We start from the raw sequence: 16,021 nt of genomic DNA on the forward strand, positions 1-16,021 counted from the left end.
GGAGGAGATCGATATGCGGAGGAAGGATATCTTTAGGATCTTGGCATTGATCGTCGTTTTGAGTGGGACGCCGCGCGCGTTTGCGCAAGGGACAGGCAGTTTGCGCGGCACCGTCGTTCTGGACCAGAGCGGCGAGCCGCTTCATAACGCCAACGTCTCCATCGTCCAGTTACGTCGCGCGACAAATACCGACGAGGACGGTAAGTACGAGTTTCAGCAAATCCCGCCGGGCACGTATCGCGTCATCGTCCACGCTGCTGGGTTCCCCGATGCTGTGGAAACGGTGACCATTCGCGCCGGTGAGACGGCGACGCTCGATTTTCGCCTGAAACTTGCGCCGATCCGCGAGGAGGTGACGGTGACGGCGACCGGGCAAGAGCAGCTTGCGCTCGAGGCTTATCAATCTGTCACCGCCGTCAACTCCATCGATCTCGTGCAGCGCAGTCACACTTCGCTCGGCGAGGCGCTGGAGAACGAACCTGGGATCGCCAAACGTAGCTTCGGTCCGGGATCCGCGCGCCCGGTCATTCGCGGTTTCGACGGCGATCGTGTTTTAGTGCTTCAGGATGGACTTGGGGTCGGCTCGCTCGGTTCGCAGTCGGGCGATCACGGCGAACCGATCGATGTCCTATCTGTCGATCGAATAGAGGTCGTGCGTGGCCCGGCCACTCTCCTCTACGGGTCCAATGCGATCGGCGGCGTCGTCAACGCCATCAGCGGTCGTTTCGATAATCCGGACCGTCCGCAGAGCGGTCTGCGCGGCTATTTGACTGGCAGCGCTGGAACGGCCAATGCGCTCGGCGGGGGCGGCGGAGGATTCGAGTATGGGGCGGGCGATCTTTTGTTCTGGGGCAACCTCAGCGGACAGCGCACCGGAGATTACGAGACGCCGATCGGTCCAGTTCTCAACTCGAAGACTCGTTATGGAAACGGTGGAGTTGGACTCGGATATTACACCGGTCGCCGTTTCCTCGCCTTCGGGTACGACTACGATCGGAGAAGATACGGGGTGCCTTTTGCTGGAGAGTTGGGCGGCGAATCTGGGCTGATAGATCTTTCGATGCGCCGGCACGATGTGCGCTTGAGCGGCGGATGGCATGAACTCAATTCGTTCATCGGCGGCGCGCGTTTTTCGTTCGACTACTCGGATTATCGGCATCAGGAGCTGAAGGACGGCGTAGCCGATACGACTTTCAATAATAAACAATACGCGTATCGTGGTTTTTTCGAACAGAAGAGGCGCGGGCGTTGGTCCGGCAGTTTCGGCTTCTCTGGGTTACATCGCGATTATGAGACGATCGGCGAAGAGGCTCTTGCGCCGCCGGTCAGGCAAAACGTCATTGCCGCTTTCACCTTGCAACAGTTCGATTTTGAGCGCGTCGGGTTCCAGTTCGGTGGGCGCATCGAGAACACGCGCTACGATCCCAGCGGAGCGCGGAGGCGATCTTTCACGGGCTTTTCGGGGGCGGCTGGGTTCCGCTTCAGCATCAGCAAGAACGCGACCTTCGTCGCAAATTATACGCACTCTTATCGCGCCCCAGCTCTCGAGGAGTTGTATAACAACGGGCCGCATGTCGGGACGTTGACCTTCGAGATAGGCAATCCGAACTTGCGACGTGAGCTCGGCAACGGGATCGATCTCGCTCTTCGCTACGCGACGCGGCGGGTGCGCGGAGAGGCCAGCTTCTTCTACTACCGTATCGGGGATTTCGTCTTCCTCGCGCCGACTGGCGAGATCAAAGATGCTTTGCCGGTGGCCGATTACTCACAGGCGAAGAGTCGATACATGGGGACCGAGTTGAGCGCGGAGATAGGACTGGTGCCCGATCGCCTCTTCTTGAATCTGGGGTTCGATTCGGTGAGCGCGCGGATCGTCTCGACCGACACGCCCTTGCCGCGCATCCCGCCGGCGCGCGGTCGCGTCGGATTGGATTTCCGCCTCAGCGGTTTGAGCGTTCGGCCTGAGGTCGTCATGGTCGATCGGCAAGATCAGGTCTTCCCGACCGAGAGGCCGACCGCCGGATACGGCATCGTCAATCTGCTCGCCTCATATACCATCCCGCGGCAACACCGTCTGCACGTGTTCGGCATAGAGGCGTTCAATTTGGGCGACAAGCTTTATCGCAATCACCTGTCGTTCATCAAGGATCTCGCTCCCGAGATCGGACGCGGCGTGCGCGTCTCCTACACTTTACGCTTCTTCTAGACTGAAGCGCGCTTTACTCTCGCGAAAATGAGGGGGCGTCGAGCCCCCTCACAGCTTTTTCGCAAATTCGTTGTATGCGATGCTCGTTGAGCTATGCGATTGAAATAATTCGCGCGTTCGCTCAAACTAACTCGCATGTCCATCAAGCTCGCGAAGTGTCCTCCGCATTGCTTAGTCGCGATCGCGCTCTTCGTCCTAGCCGATGCGCGAGCGCAATCCGTCGCCACTGTCAGGTTGCAGGTCGAACCTAGCGTGGGCGTTCGCGTCGTCGGGGAAAGCGCCCGTGCGGTTACTGATTGGTCTTTTCGCCAAGCGCGCGCCGGGATTGGGGGAATCGCCGAAAGGGTAGGCGGATTCAGGTTGCGAAGTGATGATGGAGAGGAGATCGGCGCACGTCGGCTCGCGGCGGGCGAATATCGCGCGGAGCGCCCGGCCAGAAGGTTCGAGTACGAAGTGCGATTGAAGCCGATGGGGCCACCCGAGAACGCCGCTCATCTTTCATGGTTGACGGCAGAGCACGGTCTGTTGATCCTCGACGATCTCCTGCCGACGAATATCGAACGAGCGAAGATCGATCTTTCGCTCCCTATCGGTTGGCAGGTCTTTTCGACCGAGCGGGAACGGGATGGCGCATTCGAGGTCGAACGGGTTCGAGAGGCGGTGTTCGTGCTCGGTGTCGGGGAGCGGCTCGTCGAACGCAGAGTCAAGGGGATGCGCCTTTCGCTCGTGATCGCCGGAACATGGCCGTTCAGAGACGATGAGTTGGCGGACCAGTTAGCGCGCGTCATCGAGGCGCAGGAGAAGGCTTTCGGAGCGAGGCCGCGCGCAAACGCCCTCGTTTCGGTCGCCCCTTTCCCCGCCGCGGACAGCGCCCAACGCTGGAGCGCGGAGACGCTCGGCGGGACGGTTATCTTCTTAGCGCGCGCTGATCGCTCCCCGCTGGTTTTGCCTTCGTTTGCCGTCTCGCTCGCCCATGAACTCTTCCATCTATGGGTGCCGAACGGACTCGGCTTGACGGGCGAATACGCTTGGTTTTACGAGGGCTTCACGCTCTATCAAGCGATGCGCATCGCACAACGGGTCGAGTTGCTCACCTTTCAGGATTACCTGCGCGCGCTCGAACGCGCCTATAATGCTTACCTCTCTTCGGGCGATGATGGGCGTCAATCGCTCGTCGAAGCGTCTAAGCGTCGTTGGGCTGGGACGAACGCGCTCCTTTACAACAAGGGGATGCTGATCGCTTTCCTTTACGACCTGATGCTGCGACAGCGAACGAAGAATCGGCTGACGCTCGACGAACTCTATCGGCGTCTCTTCCGCCGTTACGGGATGGAGGAGGCATCTGGGACGGCGGCGGATGGGAACGAAGCTGCTTTAGAGATCCTGCGCGTCGATGGGATGATGGCGGACATCGTTGCGCGATTCATCGAACGGCCAGCCGTGATCTCCCTAGCTGAATTGGTCGCGCCATTCGGGTTGCGAACCGAGGCGATGAATGGGCGCGTGCGTTTGATGCTCAGCGATGAACTCTCATCGAGCCAGCGGGAGTTATGGCGCGAACTCGGTTACAATCCGCGCGCAGATGTTTCACCGCGGAAGCGGGAACGTCGGAGAGAGTTTTGAAGGAAGCGAATGGAAGGCTTGGTTCAATTCCGATGATGGTGCGTCGCCTACGGCGAATTATCGGTTGTCTGTTGTTGTCGGCGCTTTGCGCTTGTGGGTCGATCTCCGGCAGGAGAGATACGGGGATCGTCATCGCCAGGCGCGCGCAAATCAGAAGCTCCACGGCTGTTGTGGCCGCCGATCTTCTGGCCGTCGAGCGCGGTGCCGTGCTCGACATTCTTGATGAGACGACGGCGGAGAACGGCGAACGGTGGTATCGCGTGCGGGCGCACGATCTGGATCAAACCGAAGGTTGGATCGAAGCGCGTTACGTCGTGTTGCAAGAGATGATCGATCTATCGCGCAAACTCGCCCAAGAGGATCAGAATACTCCAGCGCAAGCCGTCGGCCAGCTTCGCGCGGCGAGCAATCTGCGGCTATCGCCCGATCGTAGTAGTGATGACAACATTTTGATGCGTTTGGAAAGCGGCGCCCATTTCGAAATAGTCGGTTGGAAATACACGCCCAAACCTAAAACTGCCGAGACCGAAGAGACGGATGACGTGCCGAAGAGCGCTGCACCGCGGCGCGCGCCGCGCAGAGAGGATGAACAGGTTGGGCCAGAAGAGGAGTATGAGCTTTGGTACAAGGTGCGGTTGGATCCTTCGGTCTCTCCGGCTCCTGCTGGCTGGATCTACGGGAAACAGGTTGAATTGGCTGTCCCGAGCGACATCATCTTCTACCGCACGGGGCGTGAATTCGTCGCTTGGCAAAGGCTCGATGATGGAGCCGTTGCGAGCAACGACGCGAGAGGGGCGATTCCTGATGACGCGCGCCCAGGTAGTTGGGTTATTCTGGAAAGAAGCGGCGCCGGTGGTCCGCCTAGACCGACCGATCCGGATTTCGATCGCATCCTCGTGCTCGGATACGATGCCGATAAACAAGAGCACTACATCGCGTATCGAAGCGGCGACGTGCGCGGCTTTTTGCCGCTTCGCGTCGAAAGGAGCGGCAGCGAAAAGACCTTCAGCGTGCGCATACAAGGCAGCGACGGGCAGATAAGAGAGGTTCGCTATCGCGTGCGACGCGATGAACGCGGTCTGATCCGCGTCGAGCCGCCCAGTGAGGTTCGGCGGCGATGAAGTGATTTTGATCTTCGGTATAGATCGAGCCTTTACTAGATTGTGGGATGGAAGCGATCTGGCATAAAGCTTTGGTTCGAGTCGAGCGGTGGTGTGATTAGCTCTGTCCCAGATAGAAGCGATCTGGCATAAAGCTTTGGGCTCATCATTCGACGCGCCATCGAATGACTTGACGGTCTCTGCGCCCAAGTGGTAGATTCTCCGCCCTTCAGCAGGTGGAATTACGGCTCTTTGAACGTTTTGATCGCCTCCAGTTGAAGGCGTTTCAACTGGCCGTTGCAGGTTCAAGGGAAGTGGGTGGAAAACCCACACGGTGCCCGCCACTGTAACCGGCGATGCAGCGCTTCCGTTCTAATGGTCACTCGCGCTGGAGAGCGGGGAAGGCCGTGAAGCGATGCGTTCGAGCCGGGAGTCAGGAAACCTTGCCTGCATTTGGGCGTGCGAGCGAAAGATGTGAAGCGATTCGCGCGCTCGAACGGAGGGCGACCGCTACGCTCCGGGAACAGAGCGAGTGGCGTCGGCGAGAAGAGAGCGATTGGCAGTCTTGACCTCTTTTGCGCACGGCCCTCGTCTTCCATCCGGAAGTCGAGGGCTTTCTTCTTGCCACACCTTTCTATCCCCTTCGCTCGAGTGCACCATTCTTCCAAATCAGTCTCCGAGGTTGACATGAAGCTAGTGGCGAGATCGATCATTCTCATGTTCTCTTTGACCATCGGTTCGACGATCGTTTCGGCGCAGAGCGCGGCTCGCCTCGACGGGCGCATCTTGGACGCGCAAGGCGCGAGCATCGCTGGAGCTTTAGTCACGCTCTACGCGCGCGATCGTTCCGTCAGCCTTGCGACGGTTACAAACGAGGCTGGGGCCTATGTCTTTCGCGGATTGGCTTCGGGCGAGTATTTGCTTGAAGTCGAGGCCGCGGGGTTCGCGCGCGCGACGCGCACGGTGAGCCTCAGCGGAGATACGACTCTGGATGTCAAGCTTGAGCCCGCCGGGGTGAGCGCTAGCGTCATCGTCAGCGCGACAGATGCCGCACAAACGATCGACGAGGTGGCGAAATCGGTCAGCGTGGTGGACCGGCAAGAGCTCGAGGAGCGAGACGAGATCTTCATCGCGGAGGCCTTACGCCGGCTGCCCGGACTTCGCGTGCAGCAACTCGGCACGCCCGGCGCGTTGACTTCGATCAAGATCCGCGGTCTGCGCAATCAAGATACGGCTGTGTTGCTCGATGGCTTTCGTTTGCGCGATCCCTCATCCCCGCAGGCCGATGCGACGACCTTCTTGAGCGATCTGTTGGTGACGGACGTAAGCCGCGTCGAAGTCTTGCGCGGCTCTGGATCATCCATCTACGGGACGAATGCCATCGGGGGCGTCGTGCAGATCATGACGGATGATGGCGGCGGGCCGATGCGTGGCGAACTGCTAGCCGAAGGCGGTTCGCTCGGCCTCTTCCGCAGCCGCGCGCAGTTTGCCGGTGGGAGCGGTGATGATAGGTTGATCTACAGCTTCGGGATCGGCCACCTGAATATCATGCGCGGACTCGATCGCGATGATCGAGCGCGGAATACGAGCGCGCAAGGGCGCGCACAAGTGCGATTTACGCCGAACGTGACGCTGAGCGCACGCCTGTATGCGGCAGATTCATTCTTGCAGTTGAACGAAAGCCCGCAGGCCGTCGGCGCTCTTCCGCCGAACGGTATCATCGAAGCCGTGCCGCTTTCGCTGGCGGAGCTTCGGCGTTATGAGGCGGGCACGCCGATCTCGCAACTTCAGATCGGCACGGCGAACTTCATCCCGCAAGCCGACGATCCGGACAACTCGCAAGCTCAGCGGTTCTTGAGCGGCGCCATGCGCTTGACGGCGCGTTTGCGTGATGGCTTGGGCGTCGCGCTCGCCTATCAAGCGCTCGACACGCGGCGCATCTATCGCGATGGACCGGCGGGCGTATCGCCGTTCGAACCAAGAGGAAACACGCGCTCCGATTACGATGGGTTGATTCACACGTTCGATGCGCGCGCGGATTGGCGCCCATCGAAGAGCAACTTCGTCATCGCTGGTTACGAGTTCGAGAGCGAGAATTTCAGGAACAGCTCGTTTCAGGTGAATCCGGCGGATAACTTCGCCGTCGATGTGACCGAGCGCAGTCACGCCTTTTACGCGCAAGACCAATTTCGTCTTCTCGACGATCAGTTGCAACTTCTGCTCGCTTTCCGCGCGCAGTTCTTTTCTCTCGAGCGCCCGAGATTCGAGCCGATAGCGCGCGCGCCTTATCAGAACATCGCCTTCGAGGCTCCGCCGAACGCTTATACGGGCGATGGCGCCATCGCCTACGTGTTCCGTTCGACGGGGACGAAACTGCGCGCGCATGTCGGCAACGGCTATCGTGCGCCGTCGCTTTATGAACGGTTCGGCGCTTCCTTCAGCAGCTTCTTCGGTTATTCGGTGTATGGCGATCCGCGGCTTCGGCCCGAAAGATCCATCTCGGTCGATGGCGGTTTGGACCAGACATTCCTCTCTTCGCGGATCAGAGCTTCGGCGACCTATTTCTACACGCGCTTGCAGGAGACGATCGAGTTCGACTTTTCGGGAGCGATCAACCCAGCGACGGATCCTTTCGGACGTTTCGGCGGATACTTGAATCGCCCGGGCGGAATCGCGCGCGGCGTCGAACTGAGCGCCGAAACATCTGTCGCGCGCTCTCTCAGCATCTCTGCGGCTTACACGTACACGAACAGCATCCAGCGAACGCCGCAGGTTGCCGGCAGCGGCGTCATCCGCTCTTTGGTCATCCCTGCGCATCAGTTCAACGTGCTCGTGACGCAACGTTTTGCGCGGCGCCTGACCTTGAACTTCGATCTGGCAGCGACGAGCAGTTATCTGGCGCCGATCTACGATCCGAATTCGTTTACGAGTCGCGTCTACCGTTTCCGCCCGTTGGTAAAAGCCGATCTCGTCGCCAACTACGCTGTGCCACTCTCCGAGCGGAAGATGCTGCGCCTCTTCGGCGTGATCGAGAACTTATTAGATCGCGACAACTACGAGAGCGGTTTCCGCACGCCGGGACGAACGGCGCGCGCCGGAGCCAGCCTCAGTTTCTGAGGGGAGCGGAATAGACTTCGTCAAGAGCAGCGTCGCAAACAAGTGGAACGAAGGTTTACACCTTTCAACCAACGCCGCTTGCGAAGCAGAATCGAGGGCAGCGTCGCAGACAGATGGAACGAAGGTCTACACTCATCGAAGGCGAGGATTACTACTGGGAGGGTTCGGTGATGGTCTTTACGGCGCGCTTTCACTTGAAGCGCGGCTATTGTTGCGGGAATAACTGTCGCCATTGTCCATACGGTGACGAAGCTGCGCTTACGGCGAGGGAAGAGGCGGAGCGGGATGATCTGCGGTCGCAAAACGGATGAACCCCCCATCGCTCGCGCCGCGCTCGCCCGACTCCTAGCGCTCGCCCTGTCTTTCTCGGTTCTATCGCTCTGCTGTCAACGCGCCGCGTTGAATCATGTGGCGCAACGTCCGCGGCGCATCATCTCCTTGAGCCCGAGCATCACCGAGATACTTTACGGCATCGGCGCTTTCGACCGCGTCGTCGCCGTCTCGGACTATTGCCAATATCCGCCGGAAGTCGAGCGCTTGCCGCGTGTCGGTGGATGGTCCAATCCGAACGTTGAACGCATCGCATCGTTACAACCTGATCTGGTCATCGTCACAGAGGCACAAGCGCCGTTTGTGCGTGATCGCCTGGAAGGTTTGGGAATCAAAACGCTTGCCGTGCCCGGGCAGACGCTCGAAGATGCTTTCACGGCGATGCGTCTGATCGGAGAGGCAACCGGAAATCATGCCGAGGCGGAAAGACTCATCGCGCAAACGCGCGCGGCGCTGGAGGAGATCAGTCAGAGGGCGCGCGGATTGAATCGCCCGCGCGTCCTCTGCATCGTTGATCGCGTGCCGGGGACGTTGCGCGATCTTTACGCCGCTACCGAGGGAAGCTTCCTTTGTGATCTGATCAAGATCGCGGGCGGCGAGCCTGTTGCGCCGCCCGCGGGCATCGGCTACGGACGAATATCGAAAGAGGCTGTCGTTGCGCTCGATCCGGATGTGATCATCGACATGGTACAAGGGGCGCAAGGGCGATTTGCCGAAGACCCCGTCGCCGTCTGGAAAGCGGAGTTGCCGCAGTTGAAGGCCGTGCGCGAAGAGCGCGTCCACCCGATCCGCGATCCGTCCGTGCTCCATCCGTCTCAATTCGTCGGAGCGACGGCGCGCCTTTTTGCTGAGATCATTCATCCGGAAGTCTTCAAAGCGAGCGCCGCGCCAGACGCTCGCAGTTAGCGCTTTGAATCTGAAGATGAGCGGTGAACGAAGGCGAGATGACCTCGATCCGGGCACGCTGATGGAAGCGCGCTCGCTCTACTTCGCTTACCCTAAAGGGCCCTGTGTCGTTTGTGGAGCCTCGCTACGGTTAATGCGTGGGACGGTCTCAGCGCTCATCGGCGCGAACGGATCGGGCAAATCGACGCTGATTAAGTTGCTCTGCGGATTGCTTCGCCCACAACGCGGCACAGTGTCTTTTAAGGGGGCGGATCTTTACGAAATGGACGGACGCTTGCGCGCTCGGTACATCGCCTACGTGCCGCAGACTATGCGCACAGTCTTCCCGTTCACGGCGCTCGAAGTGGTCCTGACTGGGCGTAGTCCGTATACGCCACGATTCCGTTTCGAAAGCGAGCGCGACCGTCGCCTCGCTCTCGATGCATTGGCCGCGGTCGAGGCGGCGCATTTGGCTGAGCGGCGAATGACCGAGCTTTCTGGCGGCGAGCGGCAGATGGTCATGTTGGCGCGCGCGCTGGCACAGGAACCGGAGTGCTTGTTGCTCGATGAGCCGTCATCCTCGCTCGATCTGAAGCATCGCGCCGCGCTCATGCGCCATCTGCGTCGATTGCGCGATGAGAGGGGATTGACGGCGCTCGTCGTCACGCACGATCTGCAACTGCTCGACGCCAGATTCGATCAGGTCTGCGCCATGCGTTGCGGAGCGATCGTCGCGGTCGGCGCGCCAGCGGAAGTCTTGCGCGATGACGTTCTGCGCGACGTTTACGACGACGAGCGCATACGAGTTAGCCTGAGCGGCGGACATCTTTTCGTCTGGTCCGAAGATCAATAGGCCACCGGAGAAAAATCCCCTCAACCTCGCTTGACAGAGAAAGAGGCGCTGTGTATATTTCGCCCTTTGGACTGCAACGTCCAAAGCTTTCGTATCAGCAAAAGGCAACGTCGAAGAGGTTCTGTCGGTGCGGAGGCGTTGCTCGACATCGGCGACGATTGGCGCCGATGTCGCGTGGTTGACGGTTATTGTGGCGTAAAGGCTCTTGCGCGAAACTGGGGCGTAGGAGCTCGCGATAAAGTGGAGATCTCTCCTAGAGCGTGCGACGCCACAGATAAGTCGGGCTAGAAGGGAGCCAGGATCCGCACCCGCCAAGAGAGCGACATCAGAACTCCCTCGAATTTCGGGTCTTCTTAGAGGCTTTTTCGGAAGCGCGCCGCGAAGCTTGTCTTGTGCGGATGAGGGGTCCGACAAGAAGCAGGTGAGCGGGGTGAGTTTGCGCTTTTGCTAGGATGAGAAGGGGAGAAGAGAGTCGTGCCGACGATCAGTCAATTAGTTCGCAAGGGGCGTCAGAAGGTTAAGTATAAGACGGCCAGCCCGGCGCTGCAGGGGAATCCACAAAAACGCGGCGTCTGCACGCGCGTCTACACGCAGACGCCGAAGAAGCCGAATTCGGCGCTGCGCAAGGTGGCGCGCGTTCGCCTGACCAATGGGATCGAGGTGACGACCTACATCCCGGGCGAAGGGCATAACCTTCAAGAGCACTCGATCGTGCTCATCCGCGGCGGGCGCGTCAAGGACCTGCCGGGCGTGCGCTACCACGTCATTCGCGGGACGCTCGATGCAGCGGGGGTGGCCAACCGTAAGCAAGGGCGTTCGAAGTACGGCACCAAGCGTCCGAAGGCGGGCGCTGCGCCAGCGGCCAAGAAATAAAGGGTGGGTTTTAAAGGCGAGTAAAGGGACTATGCCGAGACGAAGGATCGTTGAAAGACGCGAGGTTCCGCCCGATCCCATCTACAACAGCCCGTTGGTGACCAAGTTCATCAACTGCATGATGTGGGACGGGAAGAAGTCTTTGTCGGAGAGGATCTTTTACACGGCGCTCAATCGCGTCGCGGAAAAGACTGGCGAAGATCCGCTTAAACTGTTCAAACGGGCTGTGGACAACGTCCGTCCGACCGTGGAAGTCAAATCGCGCCGCGTCGGCGGTTCGACCTATCAGGTGCCGGTCGAAGTGCCGACCGAGCGGCGCGGCAGTTTGGCCATCCGTTGGATCATTCAAGCGGCGCGCAACCGCGGCGAAAAGACGATGGTCGAACGTTTGGCGGCGGAGTTGATCGATGCGGCGAATAATCGCGGCGGCGCCGTGAAGAAGAAGGAAGATACGCATCGCATGGCGGAAGCGAACAAAGCTTTCGCGCATTACAGATGGTGATAGGTGTAAAGGGCGATCATCTTCGTCGCCCACAACACATCGCCTGATATCAGAGAGTTATGCCTAAGCACGATTTAAAGAGATTTCGCAACATCGGCATCATGGCGCACATCGATGCCGGAAAGACGACGACCACCGAGCGCATCCTGTACTACACGGGCGTTTCGCACAAGCTCGGCGAGGTGCACGAGGGCACGGCGACCATGGACTGGATGCCGCAGGAGCAGGAGCGCGGCATTACGATCACGAGCGCCGCGACGACCTGCTTTTGGCGTCGGTTCGGTCAAGAGTACCGCATCAACATCATCGACACGCCGGGCCACGTGGACTTCACGATGGAGGTCGAACGCTCCTTGCGCGTGCTCGATGGTGCCGTTGCCGTCTTCGACGGCGTCGCGGGCGTCGAGCCGCAATCTGAAACGGTTTGGCGGCAGGCGGACAAATACCGCGTCCCGCGCATCTGCTTCATCAACAAGTTGGATCGCGCTGGAGCTTCGTTCACCCGTTCGGTCGAGTCGATCGTCAATCGGCTCGGGGCCAATCCCGTCCCCATCCAGATCCCAATCGGCCTTGAGGATGAGTTTCGCGGCGTCGTCGATCTGATCGGCATGCGCGGCCTCGTCTGGAAGGATGAGACCAAAGGGGCCGAGTACGTGGTGATCGACATCCCTGAGGAACTCAAAGAAGAGGCTGCCGCCGCGCGCGAGAAGCTCCTCGAAGCGGTCGCCAGCATTGACGACGACTTGATGGTCAAGTACTTGGAGGGCGAGGAGATCACCGAAGATGAGATCCGCGCGGCGCTGCGGCGCGGAACCATCGAGCAGAAGCTCGTGCCCGTTTTGGGCGGCGCCGCCTTCAAGAATAAAGGCGTGCAACCGCTGCTCGATGCCGTCGTCGATTATCTGCCCAGCCCGCTCGACATCCCGCCAGTCGAAGGCACCAACCCGAAAACAGGAGAGAAGGAAACCCGTCCGGCTGATGAGAACGCGCCGTTCAGCGGTTTGGTCTTCAAGATCATGACCGATCGGCATCTCGGGCAGCTCTCCTACGTGCGCATCTATAGCGGCAAGATCAGCGCGGGGACATATGTCTACAACTCGACCAAGGATTCGAAAGAGCGCGTCGGACGCTTGATGCGCATGCACGCCAACAAGCGCGAGGACATAGAGGAGGCGAGCGCAGGCGAGATCGTCGCCATCGGTGGGATGAAGAACGTAACGACGGGCGACACCATCTGCGACGAAGCCCATCCGATCGTGCTCGAAGCGATGGAGTTCCCGACGCCGGTCATCCGCGTCGCGGTCGAACCGAAGACGCGCGCCGACCAAGATAAGTTGAGCACGGCGTTGCAACGTCTGGCGCAGGAAGACCCATCCTTCAACGTCTCGACCGATCAGGAGACCGGCCAGACGATCATCGCCGGCATGGGCGAGTTGCATCTGGAGATCATCGTCGATCGCATGCGCCGCGAATTCGGCGTCGAAGCGAACGTCGGACAGCCGCAGGTCGCCTACCGCGAAACGATCACGCAGCCGGCGCAAGGCAAGGCGATCTATAAGCGGCAAACGGGCGGGCGCGGTCAGTACGGTCACGTCGAGATCGAGATCGAACCGGCTCCGGGGCAGGGGTTCGTCTTCGAGAACCTGATCACCGGCGGCGTCATTCCGAAGGAGTTCATCAAGCCGACCGAAGAGGGGATCCGCGATGCTATGGAACGCGGTTACTTGGCTGGCTACGAGATGGTCGATATCAAAGTCAAGCTCGTCTTCGGTTCGTACCACGAAGTCGATTCGGACGAGCGTTCGTTCCATATCGCCGGCAGTCTTGCGTTCCAAGACGCGGTGAAGAAGGCCGCCCCGGTCCTGCTGGAACCGATCATGCGCGTCGAGATCGTCACGCCCGAAGAGTACATGGGGGCGGTCAACGGCGACTTGATGTCGCGTCGCGGTCGCATCGAGAAGATGGAAGCGCGGCCCGGCGGCGTGCAGGTGATCACGGCGCTCGTGCCGCTCGCCGAGATGTTCGGCTACACGACCGATCTTCGGTCGCTCACGCAGGGGCGCGCCACCTCGACCATGCACTTCGAGCGCTATGAGCAAGCGCCCAAGCAGATCGCTGATGAGGTCATCGCGCGCGTGCAAGGGGTGGCCAAATGATCGACTAGAGATCTGAGGTTTGATGAGAAAATCTTGGTGAAGATGGAGAAGGGAATATGAGCAAAGAGAGGTTTGATCGGACGAAGCCGCATGTGAACATAGGGACGATAGGGCATGTGGATCATGGGAAGACGACGTTAACGGCGGCGATCACGCGGGTGTTATCGAAGAGGAATCCGCGTGTGCAGTATCGGTCGTTTGAGACGATCGACAATGCGCCGGAGGAGCGGCAGCGGGGGATCACGATAGCGACGGCGCATGTGGAGTATGAGACGGAGAAGCGGCATTATGCGCATGTGGATTGTCCTGGGCATGCGGATTATGTGAAGAACATGATTACGGGTGCGGCGCAGATGGATGGGGCGATTCTTGTGGTGGCGGCGACAGATGGGCCGATGCCGCAGACGCGGGAGCACATATTGTTGGCGCGGCAGGTGGGGGTGCCGGCGATGGTGGTCTTTATGAACAAGGTGGATGCGGTGGATGATGCGGAGTTATTGGATTTGGTGGAGTTGGAGGTGCGGGAGTTATTGAGTCAGTATGATTTTCCTGGTGACGAGGTGCCGGTGATTCGTGGGTCGGCGTTAGGGGCGTTGAATGGGGAGGAGAAGTGGGAGCAGACGGTGTTGGAGTTGATGGAGGCCGTAGACAACTACATACCGACGCCTGAGCGGGATGTGGACAAGCCGTTTTTGATGCCGATCGAGGACATCTTTACGATACAGGGGCGCGGGACGGTGGCGACCGGGCGGATCGAGCGCGGGCGGATAAGGTTGAACGAGCCGGTGGAGATTGTGGGTTTGCGTCCGACGCGGCAGACGGTGGTGACCGGGATCGAGATGTTTCGGAAGCTGTTGGACGAGGGGGTTGCAGGTGACAACGTAGGGTTGTTGTTGCGGGGTGTAGAGCGGCGGGATGTGGAGCGTGGGCAGGTGATTGCCAAGCCTGGGACGATCACGCCGCATGTGCGGTTTCGGGCCGAGACGTATGTATTGACGAAGGAGGAGGGGGGTCGGCACACGCCGTTTTTCAGTGGGTATCGGCCGCAGTTTTATTTTCGGACGACGGATGTGACTGGGGTGGTGAAGTTGCCTGAGGGGGTGGAGATGGTGATGCCCGGGGACAATGTGAATTTGGAGGTGGAGTTGATCACGCCAGTGGCGTTGGAGAAGGGGTTACGGTTTGCGATTCGGGAAGGTGGGCGGACGGTTGGAGCTGGCACCGTCACCGAAATACTGGAATAGAGGTTTGGAGCGCTGAAATAGGACCATGCTGAACGAGAAGATAAGGATCAGACTCAAGGCTTACGATCACCGCTTGCTGGACCAGTCGGCGTCCGAGATCGTGGAGACGGCCAAGCGGACCGGGGCGCGTGTGGCGGGGCCTATACCGCTCCCGACGGTGAAGAACCGGTACACGGTCCTGCGGTCGCCCCATGTTGACAAGAAATCGCGCGAGCAGTTCGAAATTCGCACGCACAAGCGTCTCGTGGATATCCTCGATCCGACGCCACAGACCGTGGACGCGCTGATGAAACTGGATCTTCCGGCAGGCGTTGACGTCGAGATCAAAGCGTTCGGCAGGGAAAGATAGATTGGCGGCTGGTGATAGGCGATGAACTCTGGCGGCAACCTATCGCCCCTCGCCTATTACCTCCGATCACCAGTTGTTGAGGTTCAAGATGATCAACGGCATCATCGGCAGAAAACTTGGGATGACGCAGATCTTCGCGCCCGACGGGACGGTCACTCCGGTGACAGTGATCAAGGCCGGCCCGTGCGTCGTCGTACAGAAGAAGTCGGCGGCTGGGCCGGATGGATATAACGCCGTCCAACTCGGGTTGGTCGAGGATCGGCCAATCAAGTTGAAGCGGGTCAACAAACCCATGCGCGGCCACTTCGAGAAGACGGGTGGCGGTGTGCCGCCGACGCGCGTACTCAAAGAGATTCGACTGGAGCATTCGCCTGATGATATCAAAGTGGGCGATAAGGTCTCCGTCGATCAGTTCAAGGACGGCGAGATCGTCGATGTCACGGGGCGGAGCAAAGGGCGCGGTTTTGCCGGGACGGTCAAGCGGCATGGTTTCAATCGCGGCCCCGAATCGCATGGTTCGATGAATGTGCGGGCGCCGGGATCGATAGGCGCATCGGCTTTCCCCTCGCGCGTTCTGAAGGGGACGCGCGCTGCCGGGCACATGGGGGATCGGCGCGTGACGGTCAAAGGGTTGACGGTGGTGCGCGTCGATGCGGAGCGGAACTTGCTCTTGGTGCGCGGCGCCGTGCCCGGCGCAAACGGCAGTGTCGTCATCATCAAGAAGTCGACCAAAACGAAGCGCTGAGCCGATCCAAAGCGGGCTCGTCGAATTGAGGCGGAGTT

At 59.9% G+C, this 16,021-nt stretch carries 13 protein-coding genes and 1 riboswitch; all 13 genes read left to right on the forward strand.

From position 1 onward, the window contains the following. Positions 1–13: 13 nt before the first annotated feature. Entirely contained in the window at positions 14–2,206 is a 2,193-nt protein-coding gene (locus PYK22_RS10500) for a TonB-dependent receptor (protein ID WP_041976985.1), read from the forward strand. A 360-nt stretch (positions 2,207–2,566) separates the two neighbouring features. Then, positions 2,567–3,829, forward strand: coding sequence for a M61 family metallopeptidase (locus tag PYK22_RS10505; RefSeq protein WP_162199839.1), 1,263 nt, complete (start codon positions 2,567–2,569; stop codon positions 3,827–3,829). Between the two features lie 32 nt (positions 3,830–3,861). Further along, a complete protein-coding gene (locus PYK22_RS10510; protein WP_157770827.1) occupies positions 3,862–4,950 on the forward strand; it encodes an SH3 domain-containing protein in 1,089 nt (362 codons plus the stop codon). Between the two features lie 241 nt (positions 4,951–5,191). Next, a riboswitch (cobalamin riboswitch) is annotated at positions 5,192–5,394 on the forward strand. A gap of 231 nt (positions 5,395–5,625) precedes the next feature. Further along, positions 5,626–8,046 carry a TonB-dependent receptor gene (locus tag PYK22_RS10515; RefSeq protein WP_162199840.1) on the forward strand — a complete coding sequence of 807 codons (2,421 nt, stop codon included), beginning with the start codon at positions 5,626–5,628 and terminating at the stop codon, positions 8,044–8,046. A 113-nt stretch (positions 8,047–8,159) separates the two neighbouring features. Further along, positions 8,160–8,357, forward strand: coding sequence for a DUF5522 domain-containing protein (locus PYK22_RS10520; protein ID WP_041976996.1), 198 nt, complete (start codon positions 8,160–8,162; stop codon positions 8,355–8,357). Beyond that, positions 8,332–9,282 carry an ABC transporter substrate-binding protein gene (locus tag PYK22_RS10525; RefSeq protein WP_083437779.1) on the forward strand — a complete coding sequence of 317 codons (951 nt, stop codon included), beginning with the start codon at positions 8,332–8,334 and terminating at the stop codon, positions 9,280–9,282. Before PYK22_RS10520 ends, PYK22_RS10525 begins: the two co-directional genes overlap by 26 nt. Positions 9,283–9,298: 16 nt before the next feature. Continuing rightward, positions 9,299–10,114: an ABC transporter ATP-binding protein gene (locus tag PYK22_RS10530; protein WP_041977325.1), complete on the forward strand. Its 816-nt coding sequence runs from the start codon at positions 9,299–9,301 to the stop codon at positions 10,112–10,114. A gap of 474 nt (positions 10,115–10,588) precedes the next feature. Further along, positions 10,589–10,987 carry a 30S ribosomal protein S12 gene (gene rpsL, locus PYK22_RS10535; protein WP_041977001.1) on the forward strand — a complete coding sequence of 133 codons (399 nt, stop codon included), beginning with the start codon at positions 10,589–10,591 and terminating at the stop codon, positions 10,985–10,987. A 31-nt stretch (positions 10,988–11,018) separates the two neighbouring features. Then, positions 11,019–11,489, forward strand: a complete 471-nt coding sequence (gene rpsG / locus PYK22_RS10540) for a 30S ribosomal protein S7 (RefSeq protein WP_041977003.1) — start codon at positions 11,019–11,021, stop codon at positions 11,487–11,489. Between the two features lie 59 nt (positions 11,490–11,548). Continuing rightward, on the forward strand, positions 11,549–13,645 hold the full coding sequence (gene fusA / locus PYK22_RS10545) for an elongation factor G (RefSeq protein WP_041977005.1): 2,097 nt from the start codon (positions 11,549–11,551) through the stop codon (positions 13,643–13,645). A 56-nt stretch (positions 13,646–13,701) separates the two neighbouring features. After that, complete coding sequence (gene tuf, locus PYK22_RS10550) at positions 13,702–14,889, forward strand: elongation factor Tu (RefSeq protein WP_041977007.1); 1,188 nt, start codon at positions 13,702–13,704, stop codon at positions 14,887–14,889. Between the two features lie 25 nt (positions 14,890–14,914). Further along, complete coding sequence (rpsJ, locus tag PYK22_RS10555) at positions 14,915–15,238, forward strand: 30S ribosomal protein S10 (protein WP_041977008.1); 324 nt, start codon at positions 14,915–14,917, stop codon at positions 15,236–15,238. Between the two features lie 88 nt (positions 15,239–15,326). Beyond that, on the forward strand, positions 15,327–15,983 hold the full coding sequence (rplC, locus tag PYK22_RS10560) for a 50S ribosomal protein L3 (RefSeq protein WP_041977327.1): 657 nt from the start codon (positions 15,327–15,329) through the stop codon (positions 15,981–15,983). Positions 15,984–16,021 lie beyond the last annotated feature (38 nt).

This window comes from Pyrinomonas methylaliphatogenes, assembly GCF_000820845.2.
Classification (GTDB): domain Bacteria; phylum Acidobacteriota; class Blastocatellia; order Pyrinomonadales; family Pyrinomonadaceae; genus Pyrinomonas; species Pyrinomonas methylaliphatogenes.